This is a genomic window from Blattabacterium sp. (Cryptocercus punctulatus) str. Cpu (assembly GCF_000236405.1).
GTDB classification, from domain to species: Bacteria; Bacteroidota; Bacteroidia; order Flavobacteriales; family Blattabacteriaceae; genus Blattabacterium; species Blattabacterium punctulatus.
Map to the genome: position 1 here is coordinate 300,855 of NC_016621.1, position 19,097 is coordinate 319,951.

At 25.9% G+C, this 19,097-nt stretch carries 16 protein-coding genes and 2 tRNA genes; 8 read left to right on the forward strand and 10 right to left on the reverse strand.

Translation table 11 applies throughout. The annotated features are described in order from the left end of the window. Window positions 1-7: 7 nt before the first annotated feature. From BLBCPU_RS01475 to BLBCPU_RS01495, 5 genes are all read left to right on the forward strand, one after another. On the forward strand, window positions 8-967 hold the full coding sequence (locus tag BLBCPU_RS01475; protein WP_014246234.1) for an N-acetylornithine carbamoyltransferase: 960 nt from the start codon (window positions 8-10) through the stop codon (window positions 965-967). After that, window positions 964-1,755 carry an acetylglutamate kinase gene (gene argB, locus BLBCPU_RS01480; protein WP_014246235.1) on the forward strand — a complete coding sequence of 264 codons (792 nt, stop codon included), beginning with the start codon at window positions 964-966 and terminating at the stop codon, window positions 1,753-1,755. Before BLBCPU_RS01475 ends, argB begins: the two co-directional genes overlap by 4 nt. Continuing rightward, entirely contained in the window at window positions 1,746-2,825 is a 1,080-nt protein-coding gene (locus tag BLBCPU_RS01485; protein ID WP_014246236.1) for a M20 family metallo-hydrolase, read from the forward strand. The genes argB and BLBCPU_RS01485 overlap by 10 nt, the downstream gene beginning before the upstream one ends. A 52-nt stretch (window positions 2,826-2,877) precedes the next feature. After that, window positions 2,878-3,198 (forward strand): thioredoxin, encoded by a 321-nt coding sequence (trxA, locus tag BLBCPU_RS01490; RefSeq protein ID WP_014246237.1) that lies wholly within the window; start codon window positions 2,878-2,880, stop codon window positions 3,196-3,198. A gap of 16 nt (window positions 3,199-3,214) precedes the next feature. Further along, window positions 3,215-3,288: transfer RNA gene (locus BLBCPU_RS01495), tRNA-Asp, on the forward strand. Between the two features lie 22 nt (window positions 3,289-3,310). Here BLBCPU_RS01495 and ribB read toward each other — a convergent pair. From ribB to BLBCPU_RS01510, 3 genes are read right to left on the reverse strand one after another with little or no spacing between them, the layout of a single operon-like run. Continuing rightward, complete coding sequence (gene ribB / locus BLBCPU_RS01500) at window positions 3,311-3,958, reverse strand: 3,4-dihydroxy-2-butanone-4-phosphate synthase (RefSeq protein WP_014246238.1); 648 nt, start codon at window positions 3,956-3,958, stop codon at window positions 3,311-3,313. A gap of 33 nt (window positions 3,959-3,991) precedes the next feature. Next, window positions 3,992-5,299, reverse strand: a complete 1,308-nt coding sequence (locus BLBCPU_RS01505) for an LptF/LptG family permease (protein WP_014246239.1) — start codon at window positions 5,297-5,299, stop codon at window positions 3,992-3,994. Window positions 5,300-5,347: 48 nt separating this feature from the next. Next, the gene (locus BLBCPU_RS01510; protein WP_014246240.1) at window positions 5,348-7,273 is read right to left on the reverse strand and encodes a DNA translocase FtsK 4TM domain-containing protein; all 1,926 of its coding nucleotides are present in this window, start codon (window positions 7,271-7,273) and stop codon (window positions 5,348-5,350) included. A 58-nt stretch (window positions 7,274-7,331) separates the two neighbouring features. Between BLBCPU_RS01510 and BLBCPU_RS01515 the strand changes: the two genes are divergently transcribed. Together BLBCPU_RS01515 and nadD are read left to right on the forward strand one after the other, a co-directional pair. Further along, window positions 7,332-8,435 (forward strand): porin, encoded by a 1,104-nt coding sequence (locus BLBCPU_RS01515; protein WP_014246241.1) that lies wholly within the window; start codon window positions 7,332-7,334, stop codon window positions 8,433-8,435. Window positions 8,436-8,502: 67 nt separating this feature from the next. Beyond that, window positions 8,503-9,096 carry a nicotinate (nicotinamide) nucleotide adenylyltransferase gene (gene nadD / locus BLBCPU_RS01520; protein WP_014246242.1) on the forward strand — a complete coding sequence of 198 codons (594 nt, stop codon included), beginning with the start codon at window positions 8,503-8,505 and terminating at the stop codon, window positions 9,094-9,096. A 12-nt stretch (window positions 9,097-9,108) separates the two neighbouring features. On the opposite strand, the gene BLBCPU_RS01525 is transcribed toward nadD, so the two are convergent. After that, window positions 9,109-10,008, reverse strand: a complete 900-nt coding sequence (locus tag BLBCPU_RS01525; RefSeq protein ID WP_014246243.1) for a 5'-3' exonuclease H3TH domain-containing protein — start codon at window positions 10,006-10,008, stop codon at window positions 9,109-9,111. A 39-nt stretch (window positions 10,009-10,047) separates the two neighbouring features. Here BLBCPU_RS01525 and metG point away from each other — a divergent pair, with 39 nt between their 5' ends. After that, window positions 10,048-11,733 carry a methionine--tRNA ligase gene (metG, locus tag BLBCPU_RS01530; protein ID WP_014246244.1) on the forward strand — a complete coding sequence of 562 codons (1,686 nt, stop codon included), beginning with the start codon at window positions 10,048-10,050 and terminating at the stop codon, window positions 11,731-11,733. A gap of 453 nt (window positions 11,734-12,186) precedes the next feature. Here the strand turns inward: metG and BLBCPU_RS01535 are convergent. From BLBCPU_RS01535 to BLBCPU_RS01560, 6 genes are all read right to left on the reverse strand, one after another. After that, window positions 12,187-12,274 (reverse strand) — tRNA-Ser (locus BLBCPU_RS01535). A 346-nt stretch (window positions 12,275-12,620) separates the two neighbouring features. Continuing rightward, window positions 12,621-12,884, reverse strand: a complete 264-nt coding sequence (locus BLBCPU_RS02990; RefSeq protein ID WP_083817733.1) for a hypothetical protein — start codon at window positions 12,882-12,884, stop codon at window positions 12,621-12,623. A 401-nt stretch (window positions 12,885-13,285) separates the two neighbouring features. Further along, on the reverse strand, window positions 13,286-13,471 hold the full coding sequence (locus BLBCPU_RS02995) for a hypothetical protein (RefSeq protein ID WP_148256102.1): 186 nt from the start codon (window positions 13,469-13,471) through the stop codon (window positions 13,286-13,288). A gap of 55 nt (window positions 13,472-13,526) precedes the next feature. After that, window positions 13,527-15,929, reverse strand: a complete 2,403-nt coding sequence (gene lon, locus BLBCPU_RS01545; RefSeq protein ID WP_014246245.1) for an endopeptidase La — start codon at window positions 15,927-15,929, stop codon at window positions 13,527-13,529. A 162-nt stretch (window positions 15,930-16,091) separates the two neighbouring features. Further along, window positions 16,092-18,140 carry an NAD-dependent DNA ligase LigA gene (ligA, locus tag BLBCPU_RS01555; protein ID WP_014246246.1) on the reverse strand — a complete coding sequence of 683 codons (2,049 nt, stop codon included), beginning with the start codon at window positions 18,138-18,140 and terminating at the stop codon, window positions 16,092-16,094. 13 nt (window positions 18,141-18,153) lie between these two features. Then, on the reverse strand, window positions 18,154-19,038 hold the full coding sequence (locus tag BLBCPU_RS01560; protein WP_014246247.1) for a HemK/PrmC family methyltransferase: 885 nt from the start codon (window positions 19,036-19,038) through the stop codon (window positions 18,154-18,156). Window positions 19,039-19,097: the final 59 nt, after the last annotated feature.

The window sequence follows — 19,097 nt, forward strand, 5'->3', positions numbered from 1 at the left end:
TAAATTTATGAAAAGATTTTTTAGCGTTGAAGATGTTATAAACGTATATGATATCATTAAAGAAGCCATAAATTTGAAGAAAAATCCATATTGTTTTCAACATATTGGGAAGAATAAAACAATTGGATTGGTATTTTTTAATCCTAGTTTACGTACAAGAATTAGTTGTCAAAAAGCTGCTTTTAACTTAGGAAGTAATACTTGGGTGTTAAATATTCATCGGGATTCCTGGAATATCGAAATGAAAGATGGAAATGTGATGAAAGATACTCAAGAACATATAAAGGAGGCTATTTCTGTAATGAGTTTATATTGTGACATTCTTGCAGTAAGAACTTTTCCTCATCTTATAGACAGAGATTATGATTATAATGAAGTTCTTTTTAAGAAAATATTGAGCTATTCTAAAGTACCCGTAGTTAACATGGAAAGTGCTACTTTGCATCCTTTGCAGTCTTTAGCGGATGTAATGACTATTGCAGAATTTATACCTTTTTTTTCTAAAAAAAAATGTAAAGTAGTGTTAAGTTGGGCTCCTCATGTAAAGCCATTGCCACATTCTGTGGCAAATTCCTTTTCCCAATGGATATCCAAAATTGAAGAAATAGATTTAACCATTACTTGTCCAGAACAGTATGATTTATATGAAGAATTTTCTAATGGAGTTTATACTACATATAACCAAAATGAAGCATTTTTAAATGCAGATTTTATTTATGCTAAAAATTGGAGTAGTTATCTAAATTATGGAAAAATACTCTGTAATAATAATGATTGGATGATTACCGAAAGAAAAATGAAAATAACAAATAAAGCAAAATTTATGCACTGTTTACCTGTAAGGAGAAATATGGTAGTGGAAGATTCAGTTTTGGATAGTCCAAATTCCATTGTTTTGCAACAAGCAGAAAATAGAATTTATGCTTCGCAAATAATTTTCTTGAAAATTTTACAATCTTTCTCATGAAAATACATATAGTAAAAATTGGAGGAAATTTAATTAGTGATCAAAAATGGCTTAATTTTTCTTTAAAAGAATTTGTAAAACTACAAGGGAATAAGATATTAATTCATGGTGGAGGAAAAAAGGCTACCCTTATTTCTGATCAAATGGGGATTACTCCAAAATTTATACAAGGAAGAAGGATTACGGATAAAGAAACGATTGACCTAGTTGTCATGACCTATGCTGGTCTTATAAATAAAAATATTGTCGCAAGATTACAATCTTATTACTGTAATGCTTTGGGATTATGTGGTGCAGATGGAAATTGTCTTAAGTCATGCTTCCGTTTAAAAAAAAAAAATACCGATATTGATTATGGATATGTAGGGGATATCACCAATAAAAGTGTTAATACATATTTTATAAAATTTCTTTTGAAAAATAATATTGTTCCTGTATTATGTTCTATCACTCATAATGGTAAAGGAAATCTTCTAAATACGAATGCAGATACTATAGCTGCATGGATTGCTATATCATTGAAAAAGAATTTTAAGGATGAAATAGAGTTACATTTTTGTTTCGAAAAAAAGGGGGTATTACGAGATTTACATGATGAAGAATCCTATTTAAAAAAAATAGATTTTACTTTATTTCAAATAATAAAAAAAAATCATACTATTAAAAATGGGATGATACCAAAATTAGAAAATGCCTTCCTTGCATTAAAAAATGGAGTATCTAAGGTAAGTATTGGTCATCCATATTATTTAAATGATCTTAATAATAAGACCATTATATGTCTGTAGTGAAATTGAAAGTTTTAAAGGAAGAAGCTATAAAACTTCTTATACAAATAATTAATACTCCATCTCTATCTAAAAAAGAAAAAAAGGTCTCTTATCTGATAGAAAACTATATTTCTAAATATGGATTTTACATAAAAAGAAAATTTAACAATATATGGACAGAAAATACTAATTATAATAAAAAAAAAAATATTCGTACTATCCTATTGAATTCTCATCATGATACAGTAAAACCAGGAAAAAATTGGGAAACTGATCCTTTTACTTCAATAAAAAAAGAGGATAAGTTAATAGGATTAGGAAGTAACGATGCGGGAGCTTCCGTTGTTTCCTTAATTTCTACCTTTATCTATTTAAGTAATTTCTATGTATTACCTTACAAATTGGTACTTTCTATTACTGCAGAAGAAGAAATTTCGGGATCATTAGGCGTAAGATCAATTTTACCTGAATTAGGATATATTGACTTAGGAATAATAGGAGAACCAACAAAAATGAAAGTGGCAATAGCTGAAAAAGGATTGATCATATTAGATGGAATTTCAGAAGGAAAAACTGGACATTCTGCAAGTAATCAAGGGGTTAATGCCATTTATATTGCTACAAAAGATATAGAATTTTTAAGAAATTTTCAATTTGATCGAAAATCTAAATTGCTCGGATTTCCAATATTAACGGTTACTCAAATAAAAGGGGGGATACAGCATAATGTTATTCCTGATTTATGCTCTTTTGTCATTGATATTAGAACTAATGAATTATATTCCAATGAGGAATTAATTGAAATAATACAAAAAAAAATTCGTTCTAAAATAAAACCACGTTCTTTACATTTCCATTCTTCTTTCATAAATCCAATACATCCCATTGTATTAAAAGCAAAATTAATAGGTATAAAAACTTATGGATCTCCTACCTTATCTGACCAAAGTATTATGCCATTTCCAACCATTAAAATTGGTGTAGGAGACAGCATACGCTCTCATACTCCTAATGAGTATGTTCTTATTTCAGAAATTCTAGATGGAATAGATATTTACATACGTTTGTTAAAAGACTTTCAATTTTAAAACAAAAAAGGTAAATTTGTCTTGTTATTATTTTATTTAAATGGAAAAAAGTATGATACAAGAAATAAACGATGATAACTTTGAAAAAGTTGTTCTTGAATCGGATAAACCGATTTTAGTAGATTTTTGGGCTCCATGGTGTGCTCCATGTAGAACTTTATCTGCTATATTAAAAGATCTATACATAGAGTATAAAGAAAAAGCTATGGTTTTCCAGTTAAATGTAGATAAAAATCCAAAAACTTCTTCTAAATATGGAATCCGAAGTATTCCTACCATGTTTTTTTTTAAAAACGGAGAAAAAAAAGATATGCATATTGGAGTTGCCTCTAAAGAGGAGATAAGTAAAAAATTAGATTCTTTAATAAAATAAGAATTCAATAAATTTTGGTCTGGTAGTTCAGTTGGTTAGAATACATGCCTGTCACGCATGGGGTCGCGGGTTCAAATCCCGTCCAGACCGCATTTAAAAAAAATAAACTACTCTATGATGCTTCTTTATGATATTGGATGAGATTTTCTATGGAAATAATTTTCATATGAAATTTTTTAGCCATTTGAATTAATTGTGGAAGACGTGCCATAGATCCGTTTTTATTAAGAATTTCCACTAAAACACCTCCTGGAATACATCCTGATAATCTAGTTATATCAATAGCAGCTTCTGTATGTCCTGGTCTTTCTAGGACACCACCTTTTTTTGCTCGAATAGGAAAAATATGACCTGGTTTATTAAAAGATTCTGGGTTTTCTTCATGTACTAGTGCTAGGATTGTCTTTGCTCTATCGAAAACAGATATTCCTGTTCTAACTCCATAACCTCGGACATCTACAGATACCGTAAAAGCCGTTTTTCTAGGATCTGTGTTATTTTTTACCATCATTGTAAGTTCTAATTGATCACATCTTTCCTCTGTTAAAGAAACACAAACTAATCCTCTTCCATGAGTGATCAAAAAATTAACAATTTTAGGAGTTATTTTTTCTGCTGCAACAATAAAATCCCCTTCATTTTCACGATTTTCATCATCAACCACAATAATCATTTTTCCATTTTGGATATCCTGTAATGATTCTTCAATCCCATTTAGATTAAACAATTTTTTGTTTTTATCATAAAAATAAAAAGCCATCTAAATTATCTATTTTTATTTTATTAGTATGATTTAAAAATCATCCATTACAGTTTTATAAGTAATCCATATACTGATAGGAAAAAAAGTAAAATTTGGGATCCAAGCACTTATCCATGGATAAATATCAGCTTTCTCTCCTTGATTTTGTGTAATGGTAAGTAAAGTATGATAAATGATGAATATAGTTATTGCCATAATAGTTGGAAAACCAATTCCTCCTTTTCGTATAAGAGCTCCTATTGGAGCACCCGTAAGAAACATTATAATGCATGTTACTGGAAATATAAATTTTTTTTGCAATTCTAATTGATACTTTGCTAAATTTATTTTTCTTTTTTTTAGAATTTTTTTTTGATGTTTAAGTTTTTCTATCCAAAAGGATAAACGATCTATCATTTTATTATATAGGATAATAGATCTATTATTTGAAATTTTTTCCAATTTTTTTTTAAAAAAAAGAAAATCGTAATTTTTTTTCTTAAATTCAGAATCCAATTGATTTTGTTTTTTTTTAAAAAAATTGATTTTTTCGATCAATTTGATTGTATCAAAAGTTTGATAAGAATCATAATCCTCTAAGTTTTTTATTTTATTTTCTATCAAAGGTATTTTAAAATATTGAATTAAAGTATCAAATTGAACGATTTGATAAGATGGTCTTTTTTTTTCATCATGGTGGTCACTATAAAAAAAACCATTAATGAGTTTGATCCTAAAGGACCCATCTTCTCTATTTGGTATCAAAATTCCTTCTTTAGCAAGAATAGTATTGATAAATAAATTTTTTTCATAAAAAAAAATGAATATCCCATTCATATGATTTTTATCTTTTCCTGATTGTTTATCTATTTTTATGAAAAAATCGGGAAAAATGTTAACAAAAATTCCTTCCTTTAACTTTAAAGATGGATGGGCTACTGAAATTTGATAACCTAATTCTTTCGCTTTTTTTTTTACTTTTGGAATGGCATAATCAGAGAAAAAATATAAACCTAAGGAAAGGAGCAATGTTAAACCTAAAATAGGTTTCATAATCCTAAAAAGGGAAATTCCAGAAGATTTAATTGATATAAGTTCTTGGCTTTCTGATATTTTTCCATAAGTCATGATAGAAGTTAACAATATTGAAATTGGAGTTACTAAAGGAACTATCGTAATACCAAAATAAAATATAAATTTTAGGATGATGAAAATATTAATATCTTTTCCTGTTAATTCATCAATTTTACTCCAAAAAAATTGAACGATAAATACAAAAATTACCGAAAAAAAAATAACTAAAAAAGGAACTATAAATAAACGAATCATATATAGATCCAGTTTTTTTAGTTTTAACATTATGTTAATTTTATTAATTAATTATTAAGATAATAAAAAAGTATTTTATCAATTATTCATCCGGATACGGTAAAAAAAAGTATTCGTTTTTTTTAAGTTCTTTTTTCCATAAAAAGAAATAATATTTTGAAGATCTGATAGATCTATGAAAGGACATTGTAATCGGATTAATTCATTTTTATTGGAAAATAACAGGTCTCCTCTTCCAATGAGTTGTTCCGCTCCTGTGCAATCTAGTATGGTTCTAGAATCTATTTTAGAACTAACTCTAAAGGCAATTCTTGCAGGAAAATTAGATTTAATTAATCCAGTAATCACATCTACCGATGGACGTTGTGTAGAAATAATTAAATGAATACCTACTGCACGGGATAACTGTGCTAAACGAGTGATATATATTTCTATTTTTTTTTGTTGAAAAGAAAAACTTAAATCTGCAAATTCATCAATAATTAGGATAATATAAGGAAAATGATATTTTTTTTCATATTTTATATTGTATTCTTTGATATTTCTTACCATAGATTTTTCCAAAAGATCATATCGTTTATCCATTTCTTTGCATAAAGAATTTAATATATTTTTTACTTCATATATGTTTGTAATGATAGGTTCTTTGGAATTAGGCAACATAGCAAAATAAGATTTGGAAATTTTTTTGTAAATAGATAATTCTACTTTTTTTGGATCAATCAAAATAAATTTAATATCTTCTGGATTTTTTTTACATAATAAGAATACAATTATAGAATTTAATCCTACTGATTTTCCTTGTCCAGTGGATCCTGCTATCAGCAAATGAGGCATTTTTGTTAGATCTACAATAAAAGTTTCATTAAATACTGTTTTTCCTAAGGCAATGGGAAGTTCCATATTGGTACTTTTATTGAAACTTTCTTCTGAATAAAGGATATTTTTCATATATACGGTAGTAGTTGGATTATTTGGAACTTCTATTCCAATAGACCCTTTTCCCGGTATTGGAGCTATAATTCTTATACTTAAAGAAGATAAATTTAAAGCTATCTCATTTTCTAAATTTTTTATTTTTGAAATTCGTACACCTACCTTAGGAAATATTTCGTACAAAGTGATATTAGGTCCTATAGTGGACTTTATTTGATCGATTCCTATTTTATAATAGTTAAGTATTTGTAGTATTTTTTTTTTATTATCTTTTTCTATATATTTTTCTTTTTTTTCTTCATGAATAGAAATAGAAGAAGATAAAATAGGGATATCTATCCTTCTTTTTTTTTCTTTAAAATTAATAAAAAATGGATGATTATTAATAGCATATTCCTTTTTTTCATATTTTTTATAATTGAAAAAATTTTTTTTAAAATTATGGAATAATTTGAGGAATAGACCCTTATTGTCTTTGAAATTTTTTTCCTTTTCTTTTTTTAATTTTTTAGTATTTTTTATATGACTAAATATGATTACGTAATAAAGTAAAAAGCTAGTCAATACTAGAATTCCTAATCCTACTTTTCCCAATAAACTTATCAAAAAATTTCCTATTTCAAACCCAAAAATCCCACTTAATATTCCATAATTAGGAAAAATAAGATAAAATGTGATTGGTATCCATATACTAAAAAATAAAAATTTATATGTTATGAATTTATAAATATTCAATAGAAGGATTCCTCTAAAAAGTATTTTTAACCCTATTAATAAAAAGAATATTGGAAAAAAAAAGGAACTAATTCCTATTCCACAGTGTATAAAATAGTGAGATAGAGTTGCTCCGATTTTTCCAAGTAAATTTTCTGCTACTATATCTTTATCAAAGAGTTGGTTAATTTGACTTTGATCATTTTTCCAATGAAAAATAAAAGAAAAAAAGCTTAAAAATAAGAATAGGCTATTCCCTAATAAAAAAAAACCAAAAATAGTTTCCATAATATTTTTTTTCTTTTTTTTCGTAAAATTTTTGTACATTCTTTTATTTTGAATTTTATTATCCATAATTAATTATGGATAAAGGAATTTAATTATTATATTATATAAAAAAATATTGAAAACAATGAAAAAAATAAAAACTATCTTTTTTTTTCTTCTTTTAGTTTTTTTCTATCCTTTTGATGGTATACATAGCAAAATAAAAAAAAACATAGAAAAAAATGAAGATCGGAATTTGAACATGTATATAGATTTTATTAGTAATATTTCTTCTAAAGTTGAAAAAGAGGTTTTTGATGGAGGAATTTTTTCTGAAGAATTTTTGAAATTAGACTTGATAGGAAAGGCCAATGAAAATATTGATTATCGTTTTGTACAAAAAATTAATCTGTATCCTGAATCTTATAATATTGATACAAAAATGGATATAGCTTATTTGAAATGCAAACTCAATAATCAACTATCTTTTTTGATAGGGAAACAACCAATTTCTTTTGGAAGTATGGAATATAATTCAAAAGCTCTTCAGGTATATAAGTATCCAGATATATACAAAAATGAGGAGAATCCTATTGGGATAAATTTTATTTATACTCCAAAAAAAAATCATGAATTTCGATTTCAAATTGTAAATCATTTGAATAAGGAAAATAATTCAATTCAAAGTCATCCTATGGGATATTCTTTGAATTGGAATTGGAATTTATTACATAATAAAATCCAAAATAGATGGTCATATTCTATTTTTAAAGAGATGGTAAAGGATCACTTTTGGAAAGTTTTAGCATTGGGAAGTAAATTAGATTTCAAACCTATTTCTCTGGAATCAGATTATATATTGAGTGATGAAGATATAGAAAAAAATAGATATTTTACACAAATTTTTAGTTCCCTTACCAAGGAGGTATCCTCTATAAAATATGGAACATATTTACTTAAATTTAAATACAACTTTATTCCAAGATGGAACTTATTTGCGAAAGGTGTGTATGAACTAGGAAGATCTAAAAAAGAAATTAATAAAATTATTGGAAAAAATCAATTATTCAAAAAGGGATATACTTATTATGGTGGTATAGAATATCAACCTATTAAACATAATGAGGATCTAAATTTATATTTTGTATATCAAAGAAAAAATGTAAAATATATGGATATAGTTGAACAAGAAAACAAAAATAATCATTTTATTTCTTTAGGATTGAGTTATCGTGTGAAGTTATTTTAAAAGATAACACAAAAAATATCGAGTCTGCAATGCAGCTCGGTATTTTTTTTTATTTTTTTTCGGTATTATGAAAATAGGACTTTATTTTGGATCCTTTAACCCGATTCATTTAGGACATATTATTATTGCTAACCATATAGTAGAATTTTTAGATATAGATCATATTTGGTTCGTAGTCTCTCCACAAAATCCACTAAAAAAAAAAACGAATCTTTTAGATTATGTTCATAGAGTTAAAATGCTTCGTATAGCCGTTTTCGGTTATAAAAAAATGAGTGTTCTAGATATAGAATCTGGATGTTCCCCTTCTTATACAATTAATACACTTTATGTTATAGAAAAAAAATATCCTAAAGATAAATTTACTATCATTATAGGAATAGATACTTTATATTCTATCAAAAAATGGAAAAATTATAAAATAATTTTAAATAAATATGATATTTTTGTATACCCTCGTATTGGTACTTTCTCTAACTATAATCATTTTTTTATTCCTATTAAACATAATAAAAATATTTTTTTGAAAGCGCCAATTATTGAAATATCTTCTTCTTTCATTCGAAATTCTATTCAAAAAGGAAAGAATATGAACCATTTACTTCAAACAGAAGTTTGGAAGTATATAAAAAAACATAATTTTTATAGAACAAAAAATTAGATTGTATTTTTTTTATTTCATTCTAAAAAGAAAATATTGATAGGCCTTTTTTAATAATATTCGAAATTCTAATTCCAAAAATATTTTTTCTATGGAATTCCAATTTGGTTTTTTTATATAAAATTTTTCATCATGAAAATAAAAAAGAGGAATATTAGTAACAATAGTTACTAATCTTTTAGATAAAAAACCTAATTCTTTATTTTCTTCAATATTTTTTTTAATTTTTCCACTAAGATCATGAGTGGAATTTAAAAAATTTTCAAGAGTTCCATACTTTTGAATAAATTTTCTAGCATTTTTTTCTCCTATTCCTGGTAGTCCTGGAATATTATCCGAATTATCCCCCATCATACTCCATAAATCTATAACTTGTTTTGGGTTTTTTACCCCAAATTTTTCTTTTATTTCTTCAATACCTAATATTTTTTTTGGATTTCCTTTAAAAGGCGGTCTTAAAATTTTTATATTTTTTGTAACAAGTTGGAAAAAATCTTTATCTAAAGTAATTATATAAATTATATATCCTTTTTTTTCTGCTTTTTTTGCTATAGTTCCGATAAGATCATCTGCTTCGTAGCCATATTTAGCATAAAAAAAGGAAATACTAAAAGATTTTAAAATATTTATCACATAAGGAATAGCAATAGAAATATCTTTTGGTGTTTTTTTTCTATGAGCTTTATATTTATGATATTCTTTTTTACGAATAGTTTTTTTACTGCTATCAAAAATTGCAGCCATATAGAAAGGTTTTTCTTCATTAAGGGTATTAATCAACAAATAAGTAAAATTAAAGATAGGAGAAGTATTTAGGCCTTTAGAAGTACAAAGAGGATTATTTATATATGCATAATATCCTTGATAAAGGATTGTATATGTATCTATTAAAAATAATTTTTTATTATTCATATTTCATAATAATTTTGCAAGATTAGGTAGTTATAATTTATGAAAAAATCAAATAAATATATAGTAACAGCGGCCTTTCCATATGCAAATGGACCAATCCATATAGGACATTTGGCAGGAGTTTATTTACCTGCAGATATTTTTGTTCGTTTTCTTAGACGAAAAAATAAAGAGGTTGTTTTTATATGTGGATCGGATGAACATGGAGTTCCTATTACTATACAAGCTAAAAAGGAAAATACTACTCCTAAAGAAATAGTAAACAAATATCATTTCATGATTAAAGATAGTTTTACTAATTTTGGAATACATTTTGACAACTATTCCAGAACTTCTACAATGATTCATCACGAAATTTCGACTTATTTTTTTAAAAAACTTTATAAAGAAAAAAAAATTTTTGAAAAAGTATCTGAACAATATTATGATAACGAAGCTAAACAATTTTTAGCAGATAGATATATATCGGGAAAATGTCCTCATTGTAAAAAAAAGGATGCTTATGGAGATCAATGTGAAAATTGTGGTTCTTCGTTAAGTTCTGATGAATTAATAGATCCAAAATCTACTATCAGTGGTAGTTTACCCGTTTTAAAAAAAACTAAACATTGGTATTTACCTTTAAACGAATATCAAGAATTTTTAGAAAAATGGATTTTAAAAGATCATAAAAAAGATTGGAAAGTCAATGTTTATGGACAATCAAAATCATGGTTAGATAAAGGATTACAACCTCGTGCTATAACAAGAGATCTGAATTGGGGGATTTCTATTCCTTTTCCGAAAAAAATAGGAAAAGTTCTATATGTATGGTTTGAGGCACCCATAGGATATATTTCCTCTACCATAGAATGGGCAAATCGTAAAAAAATCGACTGGAAGCCTTATTGGAAAAATAAGAATACTCGATTAATTCAATTTATAGGAAAAGATAATATTGTATTTCATTGTATTATTTTTCCAGTTATACTTAAAGCGTGTAATCTGGGATATATTTTACCGGATAAGATTATTGCTAATGAATTTCTTCATTTAGAAAATCAGAAAATTTCTACTTCTAGAAATTGGGGTGTCTGGCTACATGAATATTTGGATGATTTTCCCAATCAACAGGATTCACTTCGTTACATTCTCATAGCAAATATGCCAGAAAAAAAAGATAATAATTTTAATTGGACAGATTTTCAAAGAAAAAATAATACGGAATTAGTAGCTATATTAGGAAATTTCGTGAATAGAAGTATAACTTTAATTCAAAAATATAATAATGGAATTATTCCTAATCCTGGAATTCTATCGATTAGGGATAAAGATATTTTAAAAAAAGTAAGAAAATATCCAGAAAATATAGGTAATTTGATCGAAGCTTTTCAATTTCGTGATGCTTTAGTATGCTTTATGGATTTGGCTAGACTTGGAAACAAGTATTTAACAAAAGAAGAACCTTGGAAAGGTTTATCTAATCCAAGATTTAAACCCATTATTTATGTTTCTTTCCAAATTGTTGGAATGTTAGCGCAATTATCCGATATTTTTCTTCCATATACAGCCAAAAAATTATTAAAAATGCTACGTTTAAAAGCGTTTTTTTGGAAAAAAATCGAAAACAAAGAAGAAATTTTATGTCCAGGACATGTATTGGGAAAATCCATATTGTTATTTAAAAAAATAACAAATGAAAAGGTTGAAAAACAACTAAAAAAATTAAAAAAAATAAATATATGAGTAATGAATGTATTTTCATTAGAAAATGATTCCAAAAAAGGAATTATTTTTTCTTATTTGATAGCGAAAATATACATAAATATCCATTTTTTACGAATATAGTGTAAGTAGTATTATTAAAGTTTATTTGGATGGATAATTTTTAATATTTTTTTGGATGAAATTGAGTAAAAACCTTAATTAAGGGAAAAAAAATATAAAAATATCAGTTATGGTAAAGTTATATTTATCCATGATTCCTTAGGAATATTATTATTTCAGATATTTTTTCCATACAAGTTAGACTTAAAAGGTAATTTTTAGTTCAAATTTACAGTAAAAAAAATGATAAACTAGATTTAAAATATTCTATAAAAAAGTGTAATTCCATCATCTTATTTTTAGGAAAATTAAAAATTTTTAAGTATGTAATTGAATCATATCAAAATTTATTTCAATCCATATTAAAATTTGCGGAGAGAGAGGGATTCGAACCCCCGGAGGAATAAAAAACCTCAACGGTTTTCAAGACCGCCGCAATTAACCACTCTGCCATCTCTCCATTTTTTTTATATTTTTATTATATACACGATATTTCTAATAATATCTTGCATAGTTTATCTTCTTATTATAAGAAAATATTTTCCTTTAATAATCATTACCTAATAAGGTATATAACGAGAATTATAATAATTTTTTGAGGACATAGAAAAACGGGAACCCCCCACATTTTGAATCCACAAAATATACCCTTCCCTGATTTATGAAATCTTCCGATTTTACCCAAAGGGATATACGATTCACCAATATATCATACTACTGGATAAAAACGAAAATATACTCCCCATAAAATACGGTATAAGTGGTAGGTTTGATCACATTAACATTAACTAAAAAATATCCGTATATTATTCACTAACCAAAAATTTTTCTGGTTCCAATATCAAAGTCCCATGACTATCATAATCTTTACAAAAAGATTGAAACTCCTCTGTAAAATAATTACTTAAAAAATAAAGATCCGTTTTTATATCATTTTTTTTATATGGAACGGAAAATCCAATTACAAAATCAATATAATCAAAATTGGTAAAATCGATAGCTATTTGAAATAAGATTTTAGCTGCTCGTAAAAAAAAATTGATATCTAAAATATAAGATCCTGTATGCATATATTATATATAATATATGAATACCCTCTATTTTTAGTACTGTATTTTTTAATATTCTTTTCATATGAGTAATTTTATGGTAAGATATTCCAAATTTATAATCTACATAGTCACTGAAATTTTATAATTTACTCCATCCATAATATGTTGTAGATTTATTCTTATTTTACTACAGGATAATCTTGATAATAATTCCCAAAACAACTGTTCTAAAATAGATAGATTATCTTCTATTTTGATTCAAATTCCGAAATCAACCGCTTTTTTTATTTTTTGTATAAAAAAACAGGAGTAAATATAATATTTTTTTGTATGAAATCCAGATTTTAATCCTAGTTCGATTTCTTGAATAGATCCGGTATATAATCCACTTCTCAAGTTTTATAAAAATTTTAAAATATTCAAATTTGTGTTTTCTTTATACAAGCATCATTAATTTTTAAATTTTTTCCACTACTAAAAGCTTTTTTAATCTTAGAGATATTGTATCTATATTTTTCCATAATCATATATATAAAGTAAGTGGAGTACTGAATTGTATTCCTATTTGTATTAATTAACTGTTCTTTATGAATTGTATGATTCATATTTTTAAAAAACATATATAAAAAAAATAGAATGTATTTTTTATTATAAAATCTATTATAATAGGGATAAATGAACTACATCATTCATATCTCTAACATAATCAAAGATTAATCCTTTTAAGTGGTCTTGTTTAATTTCTTCTACATCTTTTTTATTATCTTGTGAAAGAATAATTTCTTTGATATTAGCCCTTTTAGCAGCTAATATTTTTTCTTTAATTCCTCCTACAGGTAGTACTTTTCCTCTTAAAGTTATTTCTCCAGTCATAGCTAAATGAGGTTTTAATTTCCTATTTTTATAACTGGATACAAGAGAAGTTAACATAGCAATTCCTGCAGAGGGACCATCTTTAGGTACAGCACCTTCCGGGACATGAACATGTACATTTTGTTCTTCAAACATTTTAGGATCAATATGAAATTCTTCATAATGAGCTTTAATATATTGCAAAGCAATTGTTGCAGATTCTTTCATTACATCTCCTAAATTCCCGGTAATACTTAAATTTCCTTTTCCTTTGGAAAGACTGGATTCAATATATAAAATATCTCCACCAAAATTAGTCCAAGCTAAACCTGTAACGACTCCTGTAATATTATTTCCTTCATAACGATCTGGATCATTGGGAATTCCAAGAATTTCCTCTATTTTTTCAATATTTAAACGTTTTACATATTTTTTATTCATAGCAATATGCTTTGCTGCATAACGTGCTAATTTAGCAATATGTTTTTCTAGAGTTCTTAAACCCGATTCTCGGGTATAACTTTCAATTACCTTTTCAATTTGTTTATTACCAAGTATTAAATCAGATTTTTTCAATCCATTTTCTTTCAATTGCTTAGGTAAAATATGTTTTTTTACAATTGGAGTTTTTTCTTCCACCGTATATCCATTCATTTCGATTACCTCCATCCGATCTATAAGAGCCGCTTGGATATTAGAAAGAGAATTTGCTGTAGCAATAAACAATACTTTTGATAGATCATAACCCATTTCCAAAAAATTATCGTAAAAAGAAGTATTTTGTTCCGGATCTAAAACTTCTAACATTGCCGAAGATGGATCTCCATTTGTTCCTAATCCCATTTTATCGATCTCGTCAATTACAAAAACTGGATTGGAAGTTCCTACTTTTCGTATAGATTGTAACAGACGTCCTGGCATAGCTCCAATATAAGTTCTTCTATGACCCCGTATTTCCGATTCATCGTGTAATCCTCCTAAAGAAACACGTACATATTTTCTTTTAAGAGCGGTAGCTATAGATCGACCCAAAGATGTTTTTCCTACTCCAGGTGGACCATAAAAGCATAAAATAGGAGAACGCATATCCCCTCTTAATTTTAATACAGCTAAATATTCTATAATCCTTTCTTTAACTTTTTCCAATCCGTAATGATCTCTATCCAATATTTTTTGTGCAAATTCTAAATTGAAATTATCTTTTGAATATCGACCCCATGGAAGATCAATCATTAATTCTAAATAATTTCTTTGAACCGTATATTCTGGCATTTGGGGGTTAGTTCTTTGCATTTTAAGTAATTCTCTATCAAATTGTTTTTTAGCTTCTTTAGGCCATTTTTTTCTGGAAGCTTTAGCACGCATTTCATCAATTTCTTTTTCATAAGATATATCACCTAATTCTTCTTGTATAGCTTTAATTTGTTGATGTAAAAAATATTCTCTTTGTTGCTGATCCATATCACTACGAACACGGGACTGAATATCATTTTTTAACTTTATTTGTTGATGTTCTACGTTAAGGAAACGTAATGTTTCCATAGCTCTTTTTTTTAAATCATTGTATTCTAATAATTTTTGTTTATCTCTAGTAGCTAAATTCATATTAGCAGCTACAAAATTGATTAAAAAAGAAGGACTTTCTATATTACGAATAGCAATACTAGCTTCTGATGGAATATTGGGATTATCCTGAATAATTTTTATGGAAATTTCCTTGATTGATTCTACCAAAGCAAGGTATTCCTTATCTTTGCAAGACGGTTTATTTTCTTTTAACGCTATAATTTCTGCTTTAAAATATGGATCGTTTTGAATAAAACGGTTCACTTTAAATCTCCTTTTTCCTTGTAAAATTACAGTAGTATTTCCATCAGGCATTTTTAACAATTTCAATATTTTAGCTACTGTTCCTATAGTATATAAATCTTTTTCACTAAGATTTTCTATTACAGAATTTTTTTGTGTTAATACCCCAACCGTTTTATCCAATCCATAAGCATCTTGTAATAACTGAATTGATCCACTTTTTCCGGCTATAATAGGAAAAACGATCCCAGAATACAAAACCATATTTCTCACTGTTAATATACATAATTGTTCTGGTATCTCATCTTTAAGAAGCTGATCTTCTTCATCTTGACTAATTAAAGGGATAAATTCTGCTTCAGACTCGAATCCAGATTCGGTAAATATATTTTTTAGTAACATAAAAAAATAGATTTCTTACTTAAATGATGCAAATGATGATTAATAAAATAATCATCACCTTTATTTTTAAATATACTGTTTTCTATATGAAAAAAAAACCTTAAATATAGACTCCATATCCCTTTTTTTATACTATTCTTAATAATTCTGTTAAGATTTGATTTATTTTTCTTTATTTTCCTTTTTAAGGAGCTCAATAAAAATATCTTCAGTCAAAATTTTAACATTATTTTTTTTCATTCCTTTTTCTAATTTTGAACCAAAATTTTTTCCAACAACGATAAAATTAGTTTGATTAGTAACAGTACTAAATACTTTTCCACCTAAAATTTCTACCATATTTTTAGCTATATTCCGTGACATACAAGATAGTTTTCCTGTAAAAACAAAAGATTTTCCTTCAATTATAGATTTTCCTTCAATTATAGATTTTCCTTCAATTATAGAATATTGTTTTTTTGAAAAATTTAATCCATATTTTATAAGTTGTTCGACCATTTTTTTATTTTCCATGATTGAAAAATAAGTACTTATACTTTTTGCTATTTTTTTACCTATACCTGAAATAGACGTTAAAATATTATAATCTGCATTTATCAAATAATTTATATCTGTAAAGGTTTCTGTTAACTTTTTAGAAATATATTCTCCTACATGAGGAATTCCTAATCCATATAAAACTCTATAATAAGAATTATATTTAGATTTTTCTATATTTTTTATTATATTATCTGTTAATTTTTCTTTAACTCCCTTCAGTTGAAGAAATTCTTCCTTTTTTAATCTATATAAATCGGAAATTTTGTATAAAAAACCCTTTTTATATAGTTTTTTAATCATTTTATTTCCAATTCCTTGTATATTCATTGCTTGTATACTTACAAAATGTTGGATTTTTCCAATCCTTTGAGAAGGACAGTTATTATTATTGGAACAGTATAACAATTTATTTTTTTTTATTAAATAACTCTCACATGATGGACATTTTTTTAAAAAATATATCGGATTTGCATTGATCAATCGTTTTTTTACATTTATTTTGGTCACTTTAGGAATGACATCCCCTCCTTTTTCCAAAAAAATAGAATCTCCATAATGGAGGTCCATTTTTTGTATAAAACGATCATTATAAAGAGAAACTTTTTTAACCATGGTTCCAGAAATATTTGTAGGACGTACATAAGCTACAGGGGTAATGATCCCAGTACGTCCTACTTGAAATTTTATGTTTAACAACTTTGTTTCTGATAATATTTGTCTAAATTTATAAGAAATGGCCCATCTTGGATATTTATTCGTAAATCCTAAAAGATATTGTTTTTGGTACTCATTAACCTTAATTACTATCCCGTCAATATGGTAGGGTAGATGATTCTTCCATAGATTCCAATAGTCCATGAAATGAAATATATCCTTTTTTGTTTTACAAAGCATAGCCGTTTCTGGTATTTTGAATCCCCAATTTCGTAGATATTTGAAAGATTGATATTGTGTATCAAAAGGAAGATTTTTTCCTATAACCGTGTATACAATACAAGATAGATTTCTTTTAGATACTTCTTTGGCATCCTTAATTTTTAGGGTCCCACTAGCTGTATTTCTTGGATTAGAATAAGGAATTATTCCTTTTTTTTTCGTTCCTATATTAATTTCTATAAATTTTTTTTTAGAAATAAAAATTTCTCCACGTATTTCAAGATACCTAGGATAGGTTTCTCCAATTAATTTTATGGGAATTGATTTTATGGTTCGTACATTTTTTGTAACATTTTCTCCTTTTTTCCCATCTCCACGAGTTACGGCATTGGTTAATAATCCATTTTGATAGATTAAATTAATGGATACTCCATCATATTTTAGTTCACACACGAAAGAATAAAAAGAAATAGATTGATCAATTCGATTTTTCCAAATCATTAATTCACTTTTAGAATAGGTATTTTGAAGGGAGTACATTTTATATTTATGATGAATGATTGTAGATCCATATTTTTTGGGGTGAATATTTCCACCTATTCTTATTGTAGGAGATTTAGGATCATAGAATTCTGGATTTTTTTTTTCTAATAAATATAATTCTCTCAATTTTTTATCAAATTCGTAATCCGATACATTATAAGTATCTAAAATATAATATTGATAATTGTATTCTGATAATTCTTTTCTTAGTTTGTATATTTTTTCTTTGATATATTTTTTTTTATTATTCATTTCATTCATTTAATTAATATTTTGCACGAATCATTCGGAACCCCCCTTGAAAATCTTTTCTAATTTCTATATCCGTAAACCCATATTTTTTCATAAAATGAATAAAATCTAAATGAATAAATTGGTTGATCTCAAAATAAACATATACTACTACACCAGTAAACTTTTTTTTTATCCAATAAATAATTTTTTTATAAAAAATGAATGGATCCTCATCTGGAACAAATAATGCTTGAAAAGGTTCATATTGAAAAATATTTGGATGCATAAATTTTTTCTCAGAGACTCTTACATATGGAGGATTACTCACGATAATATTAACGGGATATTTTTTTATTTTTTGTAAAAAAATTAAATTATGAAGAATATCCACTTTTCTTAAAAAAATTTTTACGTTATGTAATTTTGAATTTATTCTTGCTATAGAAAGGACTTCATGAGAAAGATCGATTGCATGAATAGAACGTATTTTAGGAAGTTTTTTTTTTAAAGTAATACTAATACATCCACATCCTGTTCCAATATCAAATATTTGAATATTTTCACTATTTTTTATTTTGTAATCATTTATTATCCAATATACTAATTCTTCTGTTTCTGGTCTTGGGATAAAAACTTTTTCATTAACAATGAAATCCATTCCAAAAAAGTTGGTCTTTCCAATTACATATTGAATGGGTCTGTTTTTTTTCAATTCCCATAATTTTCTTATTAATTTTTTGTATATGAAATCATCTATTTTTTCCTTTATACTTAATTTTAAGATTATTTTTATTTTATCACATTTCAAAACATGAGTTGTTAGAATAAAAAATAGATGATTTAATTCCTGGATTTCTGGATATACTTTTTTAAGAGTATCATAAAATAAATGGTAAAATTCATATAAATACATCATAAAATAAAAAATGAATTCAAAAAAATACTTATTTTTTGTGGAATTTTATTTGATTAATA